Genomic DNA, 15,547 nt, shown 5'->3' on the forward strand with positions numbered 1-15,547 from the left:
CCGGCCGCGCCGGCGAAGGCCGGCACGAACACCGGCACGGTCGCGGGTTCGGGCTTCTTGCGCGCGAGCGCAGCCCGGCGGGCGACGGCCAGACGGTCGGTGGTCGCGGCAGGCAGGTCGGCCGCGCGCTCGTCCAGCGCGCGGCGCACCTTCAGCGCGAATTCGTGTTCTCGATTTGCGGGAGCGGAGCTCATAGCGTGATTCCTTTGGCCTTGAGCGCGTGCGCCAGCGTATGGGTGGCTCGTGAGCAGTGCGTCTTCACGCTGCCCTCGGAGCACCCCATTGCGGCGGCAGTCTCGGCGACATCCATATCTTCCCAATAACGCATCAGGAACGCTTCCCGTTGACGCGCCGGAAGTTTCTGGATTTCTTCGTCGATCAGGGCCAGAACCTGCTCTCGTTCGAGGCGGTGCTCGCTGCTCTCGACGCCCACGTTGTCGTTCGCGGATTCGAGTGTTTCGAGGGGGTCGAAGTCGTCGTCGTCGGTGTTGTTCAGCGACGAGAAGAGCGTGACCCACGTGTTGCGGACTTTCTGACGGCGGAACCAGTCGTGGATCGCGTTTTGCAGGATCCGCTGAAAAAGCAGCGGCAATTCGGCCGCCGGCCGGTCGCCGTACTTCTCCGCAAGCTTGATCATCGCGTCCTGCACGATGTCGAGCGACGCATCGTCGTCACGCACGGCGTACGCAGCCTGCTTGAACGCGCGCCTTTCGACGCCCGCCAGAAAGTCGGCGAGTTCCTTGTCTGATGCCATTCCGTGAAGGTATGCGCTGCGGACCGCTGCGTGGTGTAAAAGGTCGAAAAATTTCGTAAAACCCGCGGATGCTATCAAATTTTCGGGCCGCTTGGCACCGGGTTGGGCGCCGCACGTTGCGCGCGAGCCGCGGCGACGGGTGCCGGGCGGTACCCATGATGCGCTGCGGGATATTTTGCTTGACGACCCAATCGCGACCCGCTATCGTCAATGATTCGCAACATGAAGTGATGGTCTCATTTGAGGCTGGCCCAAGAAGCCTGCCCTTCAAACTGGACGCGCCGCTTGAACCCGAGCCACAAGCCCGGCAGAGAGCACCCGATCAATTTTTTGCCGAAAATTCGAAAGGTCAAAATGAACATGCCCAGCGCGGAATTCTCCACGTCGGAACCCCTTTCCCCTCCCGATAGCGACTCCATCGGCGGTACCGTGCTCATGAAGGCACTGGCCGATGAAAACGTCGAATTCATCTGGGGCTACCCCGGCGGCTCGGTACTCTACATCTACGACGAGCTTTACAAGCAGGACAAGATTCAGCACGTGCTGGTGCGCCACGAACAGGCGGCCGTGCACGCAGCCGATGCGTATGCGCGTTCCACCGGCAATGTCGGCGTCTGTCTCGTGACGTCGGGCCCCGGTGTCACCAATGCGGTGACCGGCATCGCCACGGCGTACATGGATTCGATCCCGATGGTCGTGATCAGCGGCCAGGTGCCCACGGCCGCGATCGGCCAGGATGCCTTCCAGGAGTGCGACACCGTCGGCATCACGCGTCCGTGCGTGAAGCACAACTTCCTCGTGAAGGACGTGCGCGACCTCGCGGAAACCGTCAAGAAGGCGTTCTATATCGCCCGCACCGGCCGTCCGGGCCCGGTGCTGATCGACATTCCGAAAGACATCTCGAAGACGCCGTGCCAGTACGAGCCCGTCAAGAGCGTGTCGCTGCGTTCGTACAATCCCGTCACGAAGGGCCATTCGGGCCAGATCCGCAAGGCCGTGTCGCTGCTGCTGACGGCGAAGCGTCCGTACATCTACACGGGTGGCGGCATCATCCTCGCCGACGCGTCGCGTGAACTGAACCAGTTCGCGGACCTGCTCGGCTACCCGGTCACGAACACGCTGATGGGCCTCGGCGGCTATCGCGCGTCGGACAAGAAATTCCTCGGCATGCTCGGCATGCACGGCACCTACGAAGCGAACATGGCGATGCAGCACTGCGACGTGCTGATCGCGATCGGTGCCCGCTTCGACGACCGCGTGATCGGCGATCCGGCGCACTTCGCGTCGCGTCCGCGCAAGATCATCCACATCGACATCGACCCGTCGTCGATCTCGAAGCGTGTGAAGGTCGACATCCCGATCGTCGGCGACGTGAAGGAAGTGCTGAAGGAGCTGATCGAGCAGCTGCAGACGGCCGAGCATGGCCCCGACACCGAGGCGCTCGCGCAATGGTGGAAGGACATCGAGGGCTGGCGCTCGAAGGACTGCCTGAAATACGACCGCGAAAGCGAGATCATCAAGCCGCAGTACGTGGTGGAGAAGGCGTGGGAGCTGACGGACGGCAATGCGTTCGTGTGCTCGGACGTCGGCCAGCACCAGATGTGGGCGGCGCAGTTCTACCGCTTCAACAAGCCGCGTCGCTGGATCAACTCCGGCGGCCTCGGCACGATGGGCTTCGGCCTGCCGGCAGCGATGGGCGTCAAGATGGCGCACCCGGACGACGACGTGCTGTGCATCACGGGCGAAGGCTCGATCCAGATGTGCATCCAGGAACTGTCGACCTGCCTGCAGTACGACACGCCCGTGAAGATCATTTCGCTGAACAACCGCTATCTCGGCATGGTCCGCCAGTGGCAGCAGATCGAATACAGCAAGCGCTATTCGCATTCGTACATGGATGCGCTGCCTGATTTCGTGAAGCTCGCCGAGGCATACGGCCACGTCGGCATGCGGATCGAAAAGACCTCGGATGTGGAGCCGGCGCTGAAGGAAGCGCTGCGCCTGAAGGACCGCACCGTGTTTCTCGACTTCCAGACCGATCCGACCGAAAACGTCTGGCCGATGGTACAGGCCGGCAAGGGCATCACCGAGATGCTGCTCGGATCGGAAGATCTGTAACGGCGCGACGCGCGCCCGGCCCCTGCGGCCCGCCTTCACGAAGGGTGGAGCGGCATGCGGCGGCGCGCGGCGCGGGTGAATCGACACGGACACATTCTGGAAGAAGCGAACATGAGACACATCATTTCCGTCCTGCTGGAGAACGAACCGGGCGCGCTGTCGCGCGTCGTCGGTCTGTTTTCCGCACGCGGCTACAACATCGAAACCTTGACGGTGGCGCCGACCGAAGACCAATCGCTGTCGCGGCTCACCATCGTTTCCATTGGCTCCGACGACGTGATCGAACAGATCACGAAGCATCTGAACCGCCTGATCGAGGTGGTGAAAGTGGTGGACCTGACCGACGGTGCACACATCGAACGCGAGCTGATGCTGATCAAGGTACGTGCAGTGGGCAAGGAGCGCGAAGAAATGAAGCGGATGGCGGACATTTTCCGCGGCCGCATCATCGACGTGACCGAAAAGACCTACACGATCGAATTGACGGGCGCGAGCGACAAGCTCGACGCATTCATCCAGGGGCTGGACGCGGGCGCGATCCTAGAGACCGTGCGCACCGGCAGCTCCGGCATCGGACGCGGCGAGCGCATCCTGAAGGTGTGATGCCAGACAGGCACGCCGGGTGCGCCGTCATGTCCCGGCCCGCAGTACTCCATCCGAACGAATTGTTGAATTTTTGAATTAGCGAAGGAACCATCATGAACGTTTTCTACGACAAAGACGCTGACCTCTCCCTCATCAAGGGCAAGCAAGTCACGATCATCGGCTACGGCTCGCAAGGCCATGCACACGCGCTGAACCTGAAGGACAGCGGCGTGAACGTGACGGTCGGCCTGCGCAAGGGCGGCGCGTCGTGGAGCAAGGCCGAAAACGCCGGCCTGTCGGTCAAGGAAGTCGCGGAAGCGGTGAAGGGCGCCGACGTCGTGATGATGCTGCTGCCGGACGAGCAGATCGCCGACGTGTACGCGAAGGAAGTCCACGCGAACATCAAGCAGGGCGCGGCGCTGGCATTCGCGCACGGCTTCAACGTCCACTACGGCGCGGTGATCCCGCGTGCCGACCTCGACGTGATCATGATCGCGCCGAAGGCACCGGGCCACACGGTTCGCGGCACGTACTCGCAAGGTGGCGGCGTGCCGCACCTGATCGCGGTTGCGCAGAACAAGTCGGGCGCGGCACGCGACATCGCGCTGTCGTACGCGGCAGCGAACGGCGGCGGCCGTGCAGGCATCATCGAAACCAACTTCCGTGAAGAAACCGAAACCGACCTGTTCGGCGAGCAGGCCGTGCTGTGCGGCGGTACCGTCGAGCTGATCAAGGCTGGCTTCGAGACGCTGGTCGAAGCAGGCTACGCGCCGGAAATGGCGTACTTCGAGTGCCTGCACGAACTGAAGCTGATCGTCGACCTGATCTACGAAGGCGGCATCGCGAACATGAACTACTCGATCTCGAACAACGCCGAGTACGGCGAGTACGTGACGGGCCCGCGCATCGTCACGGAAGAGACGAAGAAGGCGATGAAGCAGTGCCTGACCGACATCCAGACGGGCGAGTACGCGAAGAGCTTCATTCTCGAGAACAAGGCAGGCGCACCGACGCTGCAGTCGCGCCGCCGCCTGACGGCCGAGCACCAGATCGAGCAGGTCGGTTCGAAGCTGCGCGCAATGATGCCGTGGATCGCGAAGAACAAGCTCGTCGACCAGACGAAGAACTAAGCTCCGCGAGCTGTTCCGGCCCCTCGAATAGAGGGCCGGTACCAAAAAGCCGCCCGAAGGCAGCAGTGCCCCGGGCGGCTTTTGCTATCCTACGGGCTTTGCAATTCACCGAACACAGAACGAATCCATGAACTATCCTCATCCGATCATCGCGCGCGAAGGCTGGCCGTTCATCGCGATTGCAGCCGTCATCGCGCTGTTGATCCATGCCGTCGGGGGCTTCGGCTTCGCGTGGCCGTTCTGGCTGCTGCTCGTCTTCGTCGTCCAGTTCTTCCGCGATCCGCAGCGCCCGATCCCGGCGCAGCCGAATGCGGTGCTGTGCCCGGCAGACGGCCGCATCGTGGCGGTGGAGACCGCGCAGGACCCGTACGCGAACCGCGAAGCGCTGAAGATCAGCGTGTTCATGAATGTCTTCAACGTCCATTCGCAGCGTTCGCCGGTCGATGGCGCGATCTCCAAGGTCGAGTACTTCCCGGGCGCGTTCCTGAACGCGGCGATCGACAAGGCGTCGACGGAAAACGAACGCAATGCGGTCGTGATCCAGACGGCGAGCGGCAAGACCGTGACCGCCGTGCAGATCGCGGGCCTCGTTGCACGCCGGATCCTCTGCTACGTGCGCGCCGGCGAACCGCTGTCGCGCGGCCAGCGCTACGGTTTCATCCGCTTCGGTTCGCGCGTCGACGTGTACCTGCCGCTCGGCAGCCGCGCGAAGGTGTCGATCGGCGAGAAGGTCTACGCGTCGTCGACGATCCTCGCCGAGCTCGAACAGTAAGCGGCGGGGCGCACGATGGCCGCATTCAAACCGCGTCGGCCGCGCAACGGCCAGACGCCACGCCCGTTCCGCCGCAACAAGGTGATGGCGCCCGATCCGGTGCCCATCGAGAGCCGCCGTGCTGCACGCCAGCGGTTCCTGAAGACGCGCGGCATCTATCTGCTGCCGAACGCGTTCACGACCGCCGCGCTGTTCTGCGGCTTCTTCGCGGTCGTGCAGGCGATGAACGTGCGCTTCGAGATCGCCGCGATCGCGATCTTCGTCGCGATGGTGCTCGACGGGATGGACGGGCGCGTCGCGCGCATGACGCATACGCAGAGCGCGTTCGGCGAGCAGTTCGACAGCCTGTCGGACATGGTGTCGTTCGGCGTCGCACCCGCGCTCGTGATGTACGAGTGGGTGCTGAAGGATCTCGGCCGCTGGGGCTGGCTCGCTGCATTCGTCTATTGCTCGGGCGCTGCGCTGCGGCTCGCGCGTTTCAACACGAACATCGGCAGCGTCGACAAGCGTTTCTTCCAAGGGCTGCCGAGCCCGGCGGCCGCCGCGCTGATCGCCGGCTTCGTGTGGCTCGCCACCGACAACCGCGTGCCGATGAAGCTCGGCTGGCTGCCGTGGGTCGCGTTCGCGCTGACGATTTACGCGGGCGTGACGATGGTGTCGAACGCGCCGTTCTACAGCGGCAAGGCGCTCGACGTGCGGCACCGCGTGCCGTTCGCGGCGATCCTGCTGGTCGTCGTCGCGTTCGTGCTGGTGTCGTCCGATCCGCCGCTGATGCTGTTCTGCCTGTTCGTGCTGTACGGGCTGTCCGGCTACGTGTTCTGGGCCTATCAGGCCGTGCGTGGGCGCGCGAATCCGGCGCGCTCGTCGCAGCGCGATCACTGACGCGGGTTTCTCGCCCGGAAACGGCGGCCTCCAGGCCGCCGTTTTCTTTTGCCCCTGTTTCGAATCGGGCCGCCGCAAGCCCCGGGTGCCGTCCGATTGCGCACCCAGCGGAATGCCGCTATAGTCTTCGGCATGACCGCATTTCCCCGCCTCTCCCTCCTTCTAGCCGGTGCGCCGCTACGCGCGCTAGCTTTGGCGCGCCTGCCGCGCTGACCGTTCTCGCCCCCCGTCAAGCCTCGTCTGTTGTTGAGCGTCGCCAGCGGTGGCGCGATCTCATTACGTTTGATTTCCGTATAAAGAGCCCTGGAGCCCCCCATGACAGACAAGCTGATCATTTTCGATACGACGTTGCGTGACGGTGAACAATCGCCCGGTGCGTCGATGACGAAGGAAGAGAAAATCCGCATCGCGAAGCATCTCGAGCGGATGAAGGTCGACGTGATCGAGGCCGGCTTCGCGGCCAGCTCGAACGGCGATTTCGACGCGATCCACACGATCGCCGGTCTCGTGAAGGACAGCACGATCTGCTCGCTGGCGCGCGCCAACGACAAGGACATCCAGCGTGCGGCCGACGCGCTGAAGCCGGCCAACAGCGCGCGGATCCACACGTTCATCGCGACGTCGCCGCTGCACATGGAGAAGAAGCTGCGCATGACGCCGGACCAGGTGTTCGAGCAGGCGCGTCTCGCGGTGCGCTTCGCGCGCAAGTTCACCGACAACGTCGAATTCTCGCCGGAAGACGGCAGCCGTTCGGATCTCGACTTCCTGTGCCGCGTGCTGGAAGCCGTGATCGCCGAAGGCGCGACGACGATCAACATCGCCGACACGGTCGGCTATGGCGTGCCGGAGCTGTACGGCAACCTCGTGAAGACGCTGCGCGAACGCATTCCGAATTCGGACAAGGCGATCTTCTCGGTGCACTGCCATAACGACCTCGGGATGGCCGTCGCGAACTCGCTCGCCGGCGTGAAGATCGGTGGCGCGCGTCAGGTCGAGTGCACGATCAACGGTCTCGGCGAGCGCGCGGGCAATACGTCGCTCGAAGAAATCGTGATGGCCGTGAAGACGCGCAAGGACTACTTCGGTCTCGACGTCGGCATCGACACGTCGCAGATCGTGCCGACGTCGAAGCTCGTGTCGCAGATCACCGGTTTCGTCGTGCAGCCGAACAAGGCGGTGGTCGGTGCGAACGCGTTCGCGCACGCATCGGGCATCCACCAGGACGGCGTGCTGAAGGCGCGCGACACCTACGAGATCATGCGCGCGGAAGACGTGGGCTGGACCGCGAACAAGATCGTGCTCGGCAAGCTGTCGGGTCGTAACGCGTTCAAGCAGCGCCTGCAGGAGCTCGGCGTGTCGCTCGACAGCGAAAGCGAACTGAACGCCGCGTTCATGCGCTTCAAGGATCTGGCCGACCGCAAGGCCGAGATCTTCGACGAGGACATCATCGCGATCGTGTCCGAGGAATCGGCGCTCGCGCACGAGCAGGAGCACTTCAAGTTCGTGTCGCTGTCGCAGCACTCGGAAACGGGCGAGCAGCCGCACGCGAAGGTCGTGTTCGGGGTCGAAGGCAAGGAAGTGACCGGCGAGGCCCGTGGCAACGGTCCGGTCGATGCGACGTTCAATGCGATCGAGAGCGAAGTCGGCAGCGGTTCCGAGCTGCTGCTGTACTCGGTGAACGCGATCACGACCGGGACGCAGGCGCAGGGCGAGGTGACTGTCCGGCTGTCGAAGAGCGGGCGGATCGTCAACGGCGTCGGCACCGATCCGGACATCGTCGCTGCGTCTGCCAAGGCGTACATCTCCGCACTGAACAAGCTGCATTCGAAGGACGACAAGCTCAATCCGCAGCGCGCATAACGCATCGCCGAAACGCCCCGTGCGGCCCTGTGCCGCCGGGGCGTTTTTTCATGCGCCGCTCATTCGGCGGCCGGTGCACGGAACAGCCAGCGGCGCGCGGCCGTGCGGGGCGCCGGGCTGCGCCGCCGGAACTCGACCGCGATGCCGCGTCGCGGCGCATCGGCGACGAACGCGTCGAGCAGTTCGAGCACGTCGTGATCGATGTAGTCGGCGCGCGTCGCGTCGATGATCACCGCGGCCCGGTCGGGAATGTGCCGCAGGTGGTGCTTGACCTGGACCTTGCCGAGAAACGACACGTCCTTGCGGAACGACAGCAGGAAGTGGTCGTCGTGCTGCGCGAGCGTGACGGGGCTCTTCAGGTTCGCGACGGCGACTGCCAGCACGCTGCATGCGAGGCCGAGCGCGATGCCGAACAGCAGGTCGACCGCGAGTACGCCGGCGATGGTCGCGGCGAACGGCACGAACGCGGCCGGGCCCTGTTTCATCACCGCGCGGAACAGTGCCGGTTTCGCGAGCTTGAAGCCGGTGTGGATCAGGATCGCGGCGAGGCTCGCGAGCGGGATCAGGTTGATCAGGCCGGTGAGCGCGAACACGCTCGCGAGCAGCAGCATCCCGTGGACGATCGCCGACATCCGGCTCTGTGCACCCGCATTGACGTTGACCGAGCTGCGCACGATCACCGACGTGATCGGCAGCCCGCCGACCGCGCCCGCGACGAGATTGCCGACGCCCTGGGCCTTGAGCTCGCGATCGGGCTGGGTCGGCCGGCGCTTCGGGTCGATCTGCTCGACCGCTTCGAGGCTCAGCAGCGTTTCGAGGCTCGCGACGACCGCAAGCGTGATGGCGACGCGCCACACGTCCGGATTGACGAGCTGCGCGAAGTTCGGCCCGAGCTCCGCATGCTTGAGCGACGCCGCGAAGGCCGCGAACGATCCGAGTTCGGGCAGCGTCACGCGATGGGCGGCGCCCGGCGCGACCGACGGTGCGACGACGCTCAGCACCAGCGTGGCGCCGATACCCAGCACGACCACCGCGAGCGGGGCCGGCACCGAGCGCACCAGCGCGAAGCGGCGTAGCGCGGGCGTGTCCCACGCGACCAGTAGCGCGAGCGAGGCGAGCGCGATGGCCGTGGCGGCCCACGCGACCGGCAGGCCTGGCCAGCTCGCAAACGATTGCGCGGTCGAGCCGCCGATACCGAACGCGAACGGAACCTGCTTCAAGATCAGCAGCAGGCCGATTGCGGCGAGCATGCCCTTGATGACGGGCGACGGCACATAGGCGGCGAAGCGGCCGGCGCGCAGCATGCCGAACCCGAACTGCAGTACGCCGGACAGCAGGACCGCGAGCAGGAACGCGGAAAAGCTGCCGAGTTGGGCGATCCCTTCGACGACGATCACGACGAGGCCGGCGGCCGGCCCGCTGACGGACAGCGACGAGCCGCTCAGCAGTGCGACGACGATCCCGCCGACGATGCCGGACACGAGCCCGGCGAACGGTTCGACGCCGGATGCATTGGCGATGCCGAGGCACAGCGGCAGCGCGACGAGGAAAACGACGACGCCGGCGACGATGTCGCGCGGCAGGGTGGACAGGCGCTCGTTCAGTTTCATGGTTGGGGCGATTTCATGGGCGTTGGGGGCGGGGTGGGTCAGCCGAGCGCGTCGGCCGTCGCGACCTGCGCCGGTTCGACGTCGACGGGCTGAGTCGTGTAGCCGGAATCGAGCTCCAGCAGGCGGCCGTCGGCGAGCGAAAAGATCCAGCCATGCACGAGCGGCGGCCGTTCGCGGCCCTGCACGATCGGGGACGTGCGCAGCAGCCGCACCTGTTCAAGCACGTTGAGTTCGGCGAGGCGGTCGGCGGCGGCCGTGTCGTCGAGCCCGTCCAGCGTGTCGCGATGGCGCCGCGCGAGCGCGCAGAGCGGTGCGATACGGCGTGCGACGTGCGGCAGGTCGGACGGCGGCGGCAGCAGCGACGCGCGTACGCCGCCGCATCCGTAGTGCCCGCACACGATCACGTGGTCGACCTGCAGCACGCGCACCGCGTACTCGAGCACGCTGGCGGAATTGTCGTCGTCGGGATGGAACAGGTTCGCGATGTTGCGATGGACGAACAGCTCGCCGGGTGCGCAGTGCGTGATGGTTTCGGCCGGCACGCGGCTGTCGGCGCAGCCGATCCACAGCACGCGCGGGTTCTGGCCGCGCGCGAGCGCGTCGAAGAAGCCGGGCGTGTATTCGCGCGTTTCGCGGGCCCAGGCGATGTTGGCAACCAGCATGCTCTTGGGGCGATTCATGAGGACTCCTTTGTGATAAAGGCAAACGAATATCGGCAGAAATGACGCAATGGCATTCTTTCTAAATTGAAAGGTTTGGTTTCGACTGATATTAGGGGTATGCCCTAGCACTTCGGGGGTGCTGAAACAATTTGTTTCAAATTGATTTGGCGTAGTGCATTGCGTGCACCATTTCGCCGCATGACATGCACGGCGTGTGCCTGTTTCCGCGCAAAGGCCCGCATGACGGGGATGTCAGCGTATTGCCATCGGCTTGTCATCGATCGGAAAAGATTTCCGTCGTATTTGCCGAATTAAATAGAAGAGCGGAAAAAACGAAATGGCCATTCACGCAATGATTCGTGAATGGCCATGTTGAAAATTGCGCGCCGATGCGTAATCGGTCAGAACAGGTTGCGGCGGTCGGGGTCGTGCAGCGGGTCGGGCGTTTTCTGCGTGATGCGCAGGATGCCCTGCGGATCGAAGTAGAAGCTGTACATCATGTACCAGACGTTGTCCTCGAGATACCGATAGGTCCACACCTCGCGCTTCATCAGCGGGAAGTAGGACGTCTCGACGGGGCGTCCGAAGTTGACGAGGACGTCGGTCTTCGTCCACTTGCCGATCTCCGCGCGATAGAACTCGCTCGGCTGCAGGACCTGGCGTACGTTGACGATCTTGTGGGCCGCGTCGACGTCGGCCGCGACGGTGACTTCGCCCATCGGCTGGGTCGGCCACATCAGGCGCTTGCCGCCGCCGGGCAGGTCGTAGATCTCGCGCGGCGGGCCCATGCGCGCGACGATCGCCGACTCGTCCTGGCCGGCCTGGTATTGCTGCCACGGTTGCGCGCAACCGGCCAGCAGCGCGGCAGCGCTGGCAAGCAGCACCGGCACGCGCGCGGTAATGCGAATGCGCATGGGATTCTCCCGAACACGGAAACAATTCCCGTTTTATCACGGACGGCGCACGGCCGCGCATCGTGCGGAAAAAATCGGTGCGGATCGCCGGCGCCGTCGCGCTTGCGGGCGGCACGGGCGCCGGCCTATGATCCGCGCTTCTCGGGCAGATTGAAGGGCAGGTGGCCGATGCAGGGGTGGAAGCGGTGCGCGCTCGCGTTGAGCGCGGGGTGGATGCTGGTGTCGTCCGCGTTTGCCGGCGGCGAGCCGGTGCGGATCGCGTTGATCGAAGGGATGTCAGGCCCGTTCGCGAACGCGGGTGCGGCAGTCGAGCGCAACCTGCGCTTCGGCGTCGAGCAGGTCAACGCGGCCGGCGGCGTGAAGCTGCGTGACGGTGCGCATCCGCTCGAACTGGTCGTGCTCGACAGCAAGGGCAGCCCCGAGGAGGCGCTCGTGCAGTTGCGCGCGGCCGCGGACCGCCACATCGGGTTCGTCACGCAGGGCAACAGCTCGGCCGTCGCGGCCGCGCTCGTCGTGGCGCTCGACAAGCTGAACGCGCGCGATCCGGACAACCGGATGCTGTTCCTCAACTATTCAGCCGACGATCCGGCGCTGACCGGCGCGCGCTGCAGTTTCTGGCATTTCCGCTTCGATGCGCACGCGGGCATGCGGATGGCCGCGCTCGCGGACGTGATGGCGCGCGACCGCGCGCTGCGCAAGGTCTACCTGCTGAACCAGGACTACAGTTTCGGCCACGACGTCAGCGCGCTCGCACGGCAGGCGCTGGCCGCGCGGCGCCCGGACGTGACGATCGCCGGCGACGAATTCCACCCGATCGGCCGGATCAAGGATTTCTCGCCGTACATCGCGAAGATCCGCGCGAGCGGCGCCGACGCCGTCGTGACCGGCAACTGGGGCAACGATCTCACGCTGCTCGTGAAGGCGGCGCGCGAGCAGGGGCTCAATGCGAAGTTCTATACGTTCTACGGCAACAGCCTCGGCGCGCCGGCGGCACTCGGCGACGCCGGTGTCGGGCGGGTCGTGGCCGTGGCGGACTGGCACCCGAACGCAGGCGGCGCGAAATCCGATGCGTTCTACCGCGCGTTCCGGAACCGTTTTCCGGCCGCCCAGGACGACTATCCGGTGCGCCGGATGAGCCTGATGGTCGAGATGCTGGCTGCCGCGATGAACCGCGCGGGGTCGGCCGACCCCGTCGCGGTTGCGCGCGCGCTCGAAGGCCTGTCGTTCGACGATGGCTTCCACGCGTCGCGGATGCGCGCGCAGGATCACCAGTTGATCCAGCCCCTTTACGTGATGGAGATGGACAAGGTCGGCACGCCGGGCGTGCGCTTCGACAACGAGGGTTCGGGCTACGGCTTCCGGACGGTGCTCGCGGTGCCGGCGCTACGCACGGAGATGCCGTCCACGTGCTCGATGACGCGCCCGTGACAGGGGGCGGTAAGAACGGCGCGGAGTTGTGCTACAATGCGCGCCGGTTGTAAGTCACGGCACGGCCATTCTTCCGTGTCCGCCTGTTCAGTTAGAAAGGAAATCACATGTCTGTTGCAGATATCAAGAAGTCGGAAGTTGTTGCTCAGTTCGCCCGCGCTACCAACGACACGGGGTCGCCCGAAGTCCAGGTCGCTCTGCTGACCGCACGTATCGTCGAACTGACGGGTCACTTCAAGACCCACGCGAAGGATCACCACAGCCGCCGCGGCCTGCTGCGCATGGTGAGCCGCCGCCGCAAGCTGCTCGACTACCTCAAGGGCAAGGATGCCGACCGTTACCGCGCACTGATCGAGAAGCTGGGTCTGCGTAAGTAATCGAGGCGATTGCCGCCAGCAAGATGCCTGTGTCAGTCCGCTGATACAGGCATTTTGTTTTTGCGCGGTGCGTAGCGTCACACGCATCGCAGGCTGTCCGGCACGTTCGTGCGGGGCTGCCGCAACGACTGATACCGGGGCAGGATTTGTGTCATTCCAGCGCGTCGCTGCATGAGCGCCGCGCTGGAATGGCATAAAAAACACACCTTGCTCCGGGTGATTCGGTCGGGACGCCGCCGTGCTGGATGGCCGGCGCGGCGAATGAAATGCATGAATTCAAAGGAGCAACCATGTCCATGTTCAACAAGGTCGTGAAGGAATTCCAGTGGGGCCAGCACAAGGTGCGCCTCGAAACCGGTGAAGTCGCTCGCCAGGCGAGCGGTGCGGTGATCGTCGACGTCGAAGACACCGTCGTGCTGGCAACCGTCGTCGGCGCGAAGTCGGCGAAGCCGGGCCAGGATTTCTTCCCGCTGACCGTCGACTACCTCGAGAAGACCTACTCGGCCGGCAAGATCCCGGGCGGCTTCTTCCGCCGCGAAGGCCGTCCGTCGGAGCATGAGACGCTGACGTCGCGCCTGATCGACCGTCCGCTGCGCCCGCTGTTCCCGGAAGGCTTCTACAACGAAGTCCAGGTCGTGATCCACGTGCTGTCCGTGAACCCGGAAATCCCGGCGGACATCCCCGCGCTGATCGGCGCATCGGCTGCGCTCGCCGTGTCGGGCCTGCCGTTCAACGGCCCGGTCGGTGCCGCTCGCGTGGCCTACATCGACAACGCGTACGTGCTGAACCCGACGCGTGACCAGATCAAGGCATCGAGCCTCGACCTCGTCGTCGCCGGTACGGAACGTGCGGTGCTGATGGTTGAATCGGAAGCCGATCAACTGTCGGAAGACGTGATGCTGGGCGCCGTGGTGTTCGGTCACGAGCAAATGCAGGTCGCGATCGACGCGATCCACGAACTGGTGCGCGAAGGCGGCAAGCCCGAGTGGGACTGGCAGCCGGCACCGAAGAACGAAGCGCTGATCGCGCGCGTGACCGAGCTGGCACAGAACGAACTGCTCGCTGCTTACCAGCTCCGCGACAAGCAGGCACGTTCGACGAAGCTGAAGGAAGTCTACGCAGCAACCTCGGCGAAGCTCGAGGAAGATGCGCTGGCAGCGGGTACGGTCGCAGCCGACAAGGCAACGGTCGGCAACGTGCTGTTCGACATCGAAGCCAAGATCGTCCGTTCGCAGATCCTGAACGGCGAGCCGCGTATCGACGGCCGCGACACGCGCACCGTGCGCCCGATCGAGATCCGCACCGGCGTGCTGCCGCGTACCCACGGCTCGGCGCTGTTCACGCGTGGCGAGACGCAGGCGCTGGTCGTCGCGACGCTCGGCACGAAGGGTGACGAGCAGATCATCGACGCGCTCGAAGGCGAGTACCGCGAGCGCTTCATGCTCCACTACAACATGCCCCCGTTCGCGACCGGCGAAACGGGCCGCGTCGGCTCGCCGAAGCGCCGCGAAATCGGCCACGGCCGCCTCGCGAAGCGCGCGCTGGTCAAGTGCCTGCCGAGCGCCGACGAATTCGGCTACTCGATCCGCGTCGTGTCGGAAATCACCGAATCGAACGGTTCGTCGTCGATGGCATCGGTGTGCGGCGGCTGCCTCGCGCTGATGGACGCCGGCGTGCCGATGAAGGCACACGTCGCGGGTATCGCGATGGGCCTGATCCTCGAAGGCAACAAGTTCGCGGTGCTGACCGACATCCTCGGCGACGAAGATCACCTCGGCGACATGGACTTCAAGGTGGCCGGCACGGAGCAAGGCGTGACGGCACTGCAGATGGACATCAAGATCCAGGGCATCACGAAGGAAATCATGCAGGTCGCGCTCGCGCAAGCGAAGGAAGGCCGCATGCACATCCTCGGCAAGATGACGTCGGCGGTCTCGGGTGCGAACACGCAACTGTCGGAATTCGCGCCGCGCATGATCACGATCAAGATCAACCCGGAAAAGATCCGCGACGTGATCGGCAAGGGCGGTTCGGTGATCCGCGCGCTGACGGAAGAAACCGGCACGACCATCGACATCTCCGACGACGGCGTCGTGACGATCGCGAGCACGAACAGCGACGGCATGGCCGAAGCGAAGAAGCGCATCGAGAACATCACGGCAGAAATCGAAGTCGGCCAGGTGTACGAAGGCACGGTTCTGAAGCTGCTCGATTTCGGCGCGATCGTGAACCTGCTGCCGGGCAAGGATGGCCTGCTGCACATCTCGGAAATCGTCAACGAGCGTGTGAAGGACATCAACGACTACCTGAAGGAAGGCCAGCAAGTGAAGGTCAAGGTCATCCAGACGGACGAAAAGGGTCGTGTGCGTCTGTCGGCGAAGGCGCTGCTGAATGAAGCAGCGGCGGCGTCGCAGTCGGACACGCCGCCGCAGCAGTAAGCGGACAGGCGGACCAA

14 protein-coding genes are annotated in these 15,547 nt (G+C 64.8%); 9 read left to right on the forward strand and 5 right to left on the reverse strand.

What is annotated here, in order from left to right; genetic code table 11:
• Both G3N61_RS19770 and G3N61_RS19775 read right to left on the reverse strand, forming a co-directional pair.
• Positions 1-194, reverse strand: a 194-nt coding sequence (locus G3N61_RS19770; RefSeq protein ID WP_205823384.1) for a DUF3619 family protein, incomplete at its 3' end; no start/stop codon positions are given.
• On the reverse strand, positions 191-754 hold the full coding sequence (locus G3N61_RS19775; protein ID WP_043188875.1) for an RNA polymerase sigma factor: 564 nt from the start codon (positions 752-754) through the stop codon (positions 191-193). The genes G3N61_RS19770 and G3N61_RS19775, both read right to left, overlap by 4 nt.
• Before the next feature lie 354 nt (positions 755-1,108).
• Between G3N61_RS19775 and G3N61_RS19780 the strand changes: the two genes are divergently transcribed.
• The 6 genes from G3N61_RS19780 (at position 1,109) to G3N61_RS19805 (ending at position 8,101) form a co-directional block, all read left to right on the forward strand.
• Positions 1,109-2,872, forward strand: a complete 1,764-nt coding sequence (locus G3N61_RS19780; protein ID WP_043188873.1) for an acetolactate synthase 3 catalytic subunit — start codon at positions 1,109-1,111, stop codon at positions 2,870-2,872.
• A gap of 111 nt (positions 2,873-2,983) precedes the next feature.
• Complete coding sequence (gene ilvN, locus G3N61_RS19785; protein WP_011352712.1) at positions 2,984-3,475, forward strand: acetolactate synthase small subunit; 492 nt, start codon at positions 2,984-2,986, stop codon at positions 3,473-3,475.
• A 95-nt stretch (positions 3,476-3,570) separates the two neighbouring features.
• The gene (ilvC, locus tag G3N61_RS19790) at positions 3,571-4,587 is read left to right on the forward strand and encodes a ketol-acid reductoisomerase (protein WP_043188872.1); all 1,017 of its coding nucleotides are present in this window, start codon (positions 3,571-3,573) and stop codon (positions 4,585-4,587) included.
• 127 nt (positions 4,588-4,714) lie between these two features.
• Complete coding sequence (locus G3N61_RS19795; protein ID WP_011352710.1) at positions 4,715-5,359, forward strand: phosphatidylserine decarboxylase; 645 nt, start codon at positions 4,715-4,717, stop codon at positions 5,357-5,359.
• 15 nt (positions 5,360-5,374) lie between these two features.
• Positions 5,375-6,241: a CDP-diacylglycerol--serine O-phosphatidyltransferase gene (gene pssA / locus G3N61_RS19800; protein ID WP_043188870.1), complete on the forward strand. Its 867-nt coding sequence runs from the start codon at positions 5,375-5,377 to the stop codon at positions 6,239-6,241.
• 315 nt (positions 6,242-6,556) lie between these two features.
• Positions 6,557-8,101, forward strand: a complete 1,545-nt coding sequence (locus tag G3N61_RS19805; protein ID WP_043188868.1) for a 2-isopropylmalate synthase — start codon at positions 6,557-6,559, stop codon at positions 8,099-8,101.
• Positions 8,102-8,160: 59 nt separating this feature from the next.
• Here the strand turns inward: G3N61_RS19805 and G3N61_RS19810 are convergent, their stop codons facing one another.
• The 3 genes from G3N61_RS19810 to G3N61_RS19820 form a co-directional block, all read right to left on the reverse strand.
• Positions 8,161-9,711 carry a SulP family inorganic anion transporter gene (locus G3N61_RS19810; RefSeq protein WP_205823385.1) on the reverse strand — a complete coding sequence of 517 codons (1,551 nt, stop codon included), beginning with the start codon at positions 9,709-9,711 and terminating at the stop codon, positions 8,161-8,163.
• 38 nt (positions 9,712-9,749) lie between these two features.
• Positions 9,750-10,391 (reverse strand): carbonic anhydrase, encoded by a 642-nt coding sequence (locus G3N61_RS19815; RefSeq protein ID WP_205823386.1) that lies wholly within the window; start codon positions 10,389-10,391, stop codon positions 9,750-9,752.
• A gap of 383 nt (positions 10,392-10,774) precedes the next feature.
• Complete coding sequence (locus tag G3N61_RS19820; RefSeq protein ID WP_043188863.1) at positions 10,775-11,287, reverse strand: hypothetical protein; 513 nt, start codon at positions 11,285-11,287, stop codon at positions 10,775-10,777.
• 168 nt (positions 11,288-11,455) lie between these two features.
• On the opposite strand from G3N61_RS19820, the gene G3N61_RS19825 reads away from it, so the two are divergent.
• The 3 genes from G3N61_RS19825 to pnp all read left to right on the forward strand — a co-directional run bounded on the left by G3N61_RS19825 (position 11,456) and on the right by pnp (position 15,530).
• Positions 11,456-12,715, forward strand: coding sequence for a branched-chain amino acid ABC transporter substrate-binding protein (locus G3N61_RS19825; protein ID WP_089450958.1), 1,260 nt, complete (start codon positions 11,456-11,458; stop codon positions 12,713-12,715).
• Positions 12,716-12,822: 107 nt separating this feature from the next.
• Positions 12,823-13,092: a 30S ribosomal protein S15 gene (gene rpsO, locus G3N61_RS19830; RefSeq protein ID WP_043188860.1), complete on the forward strand. Its 270-nt coding sequence runs from the start codon at positions 12,823-12,825 to the stop codon at positions 13,090-13,092.
• A gap of 290 nt (positions 13,093-13,382) precedes the next feature.
• Positions 13,383-15,530 carry a polyribonucleotide nucleotidyltransferase gene (gene pnp, locus G3N61_RS19835; protein ID WP_043188858.1) on the forward strand — a complete coding sequence of 716 codons (2,148 nt, stop codon included), beginning with the start codon at positions 13,383-13,385 and terminating at the stop codon, positions 15,528-15,530.
• Positions 15,531-15,547 lie beyond the last annotated feature (17 nt).

The sequence above is a fragment of the Burkholderia sp. Ac-20349 genome (assembly GCF_017104865.1).
Classification (GTDB): domain Bacteria; phylum Pseudomonadota; class Gammaproteobacteria; order Burkholderiales; family Burkholderiaceae; genus Burkholderia; species Burkholderia aenigmatica.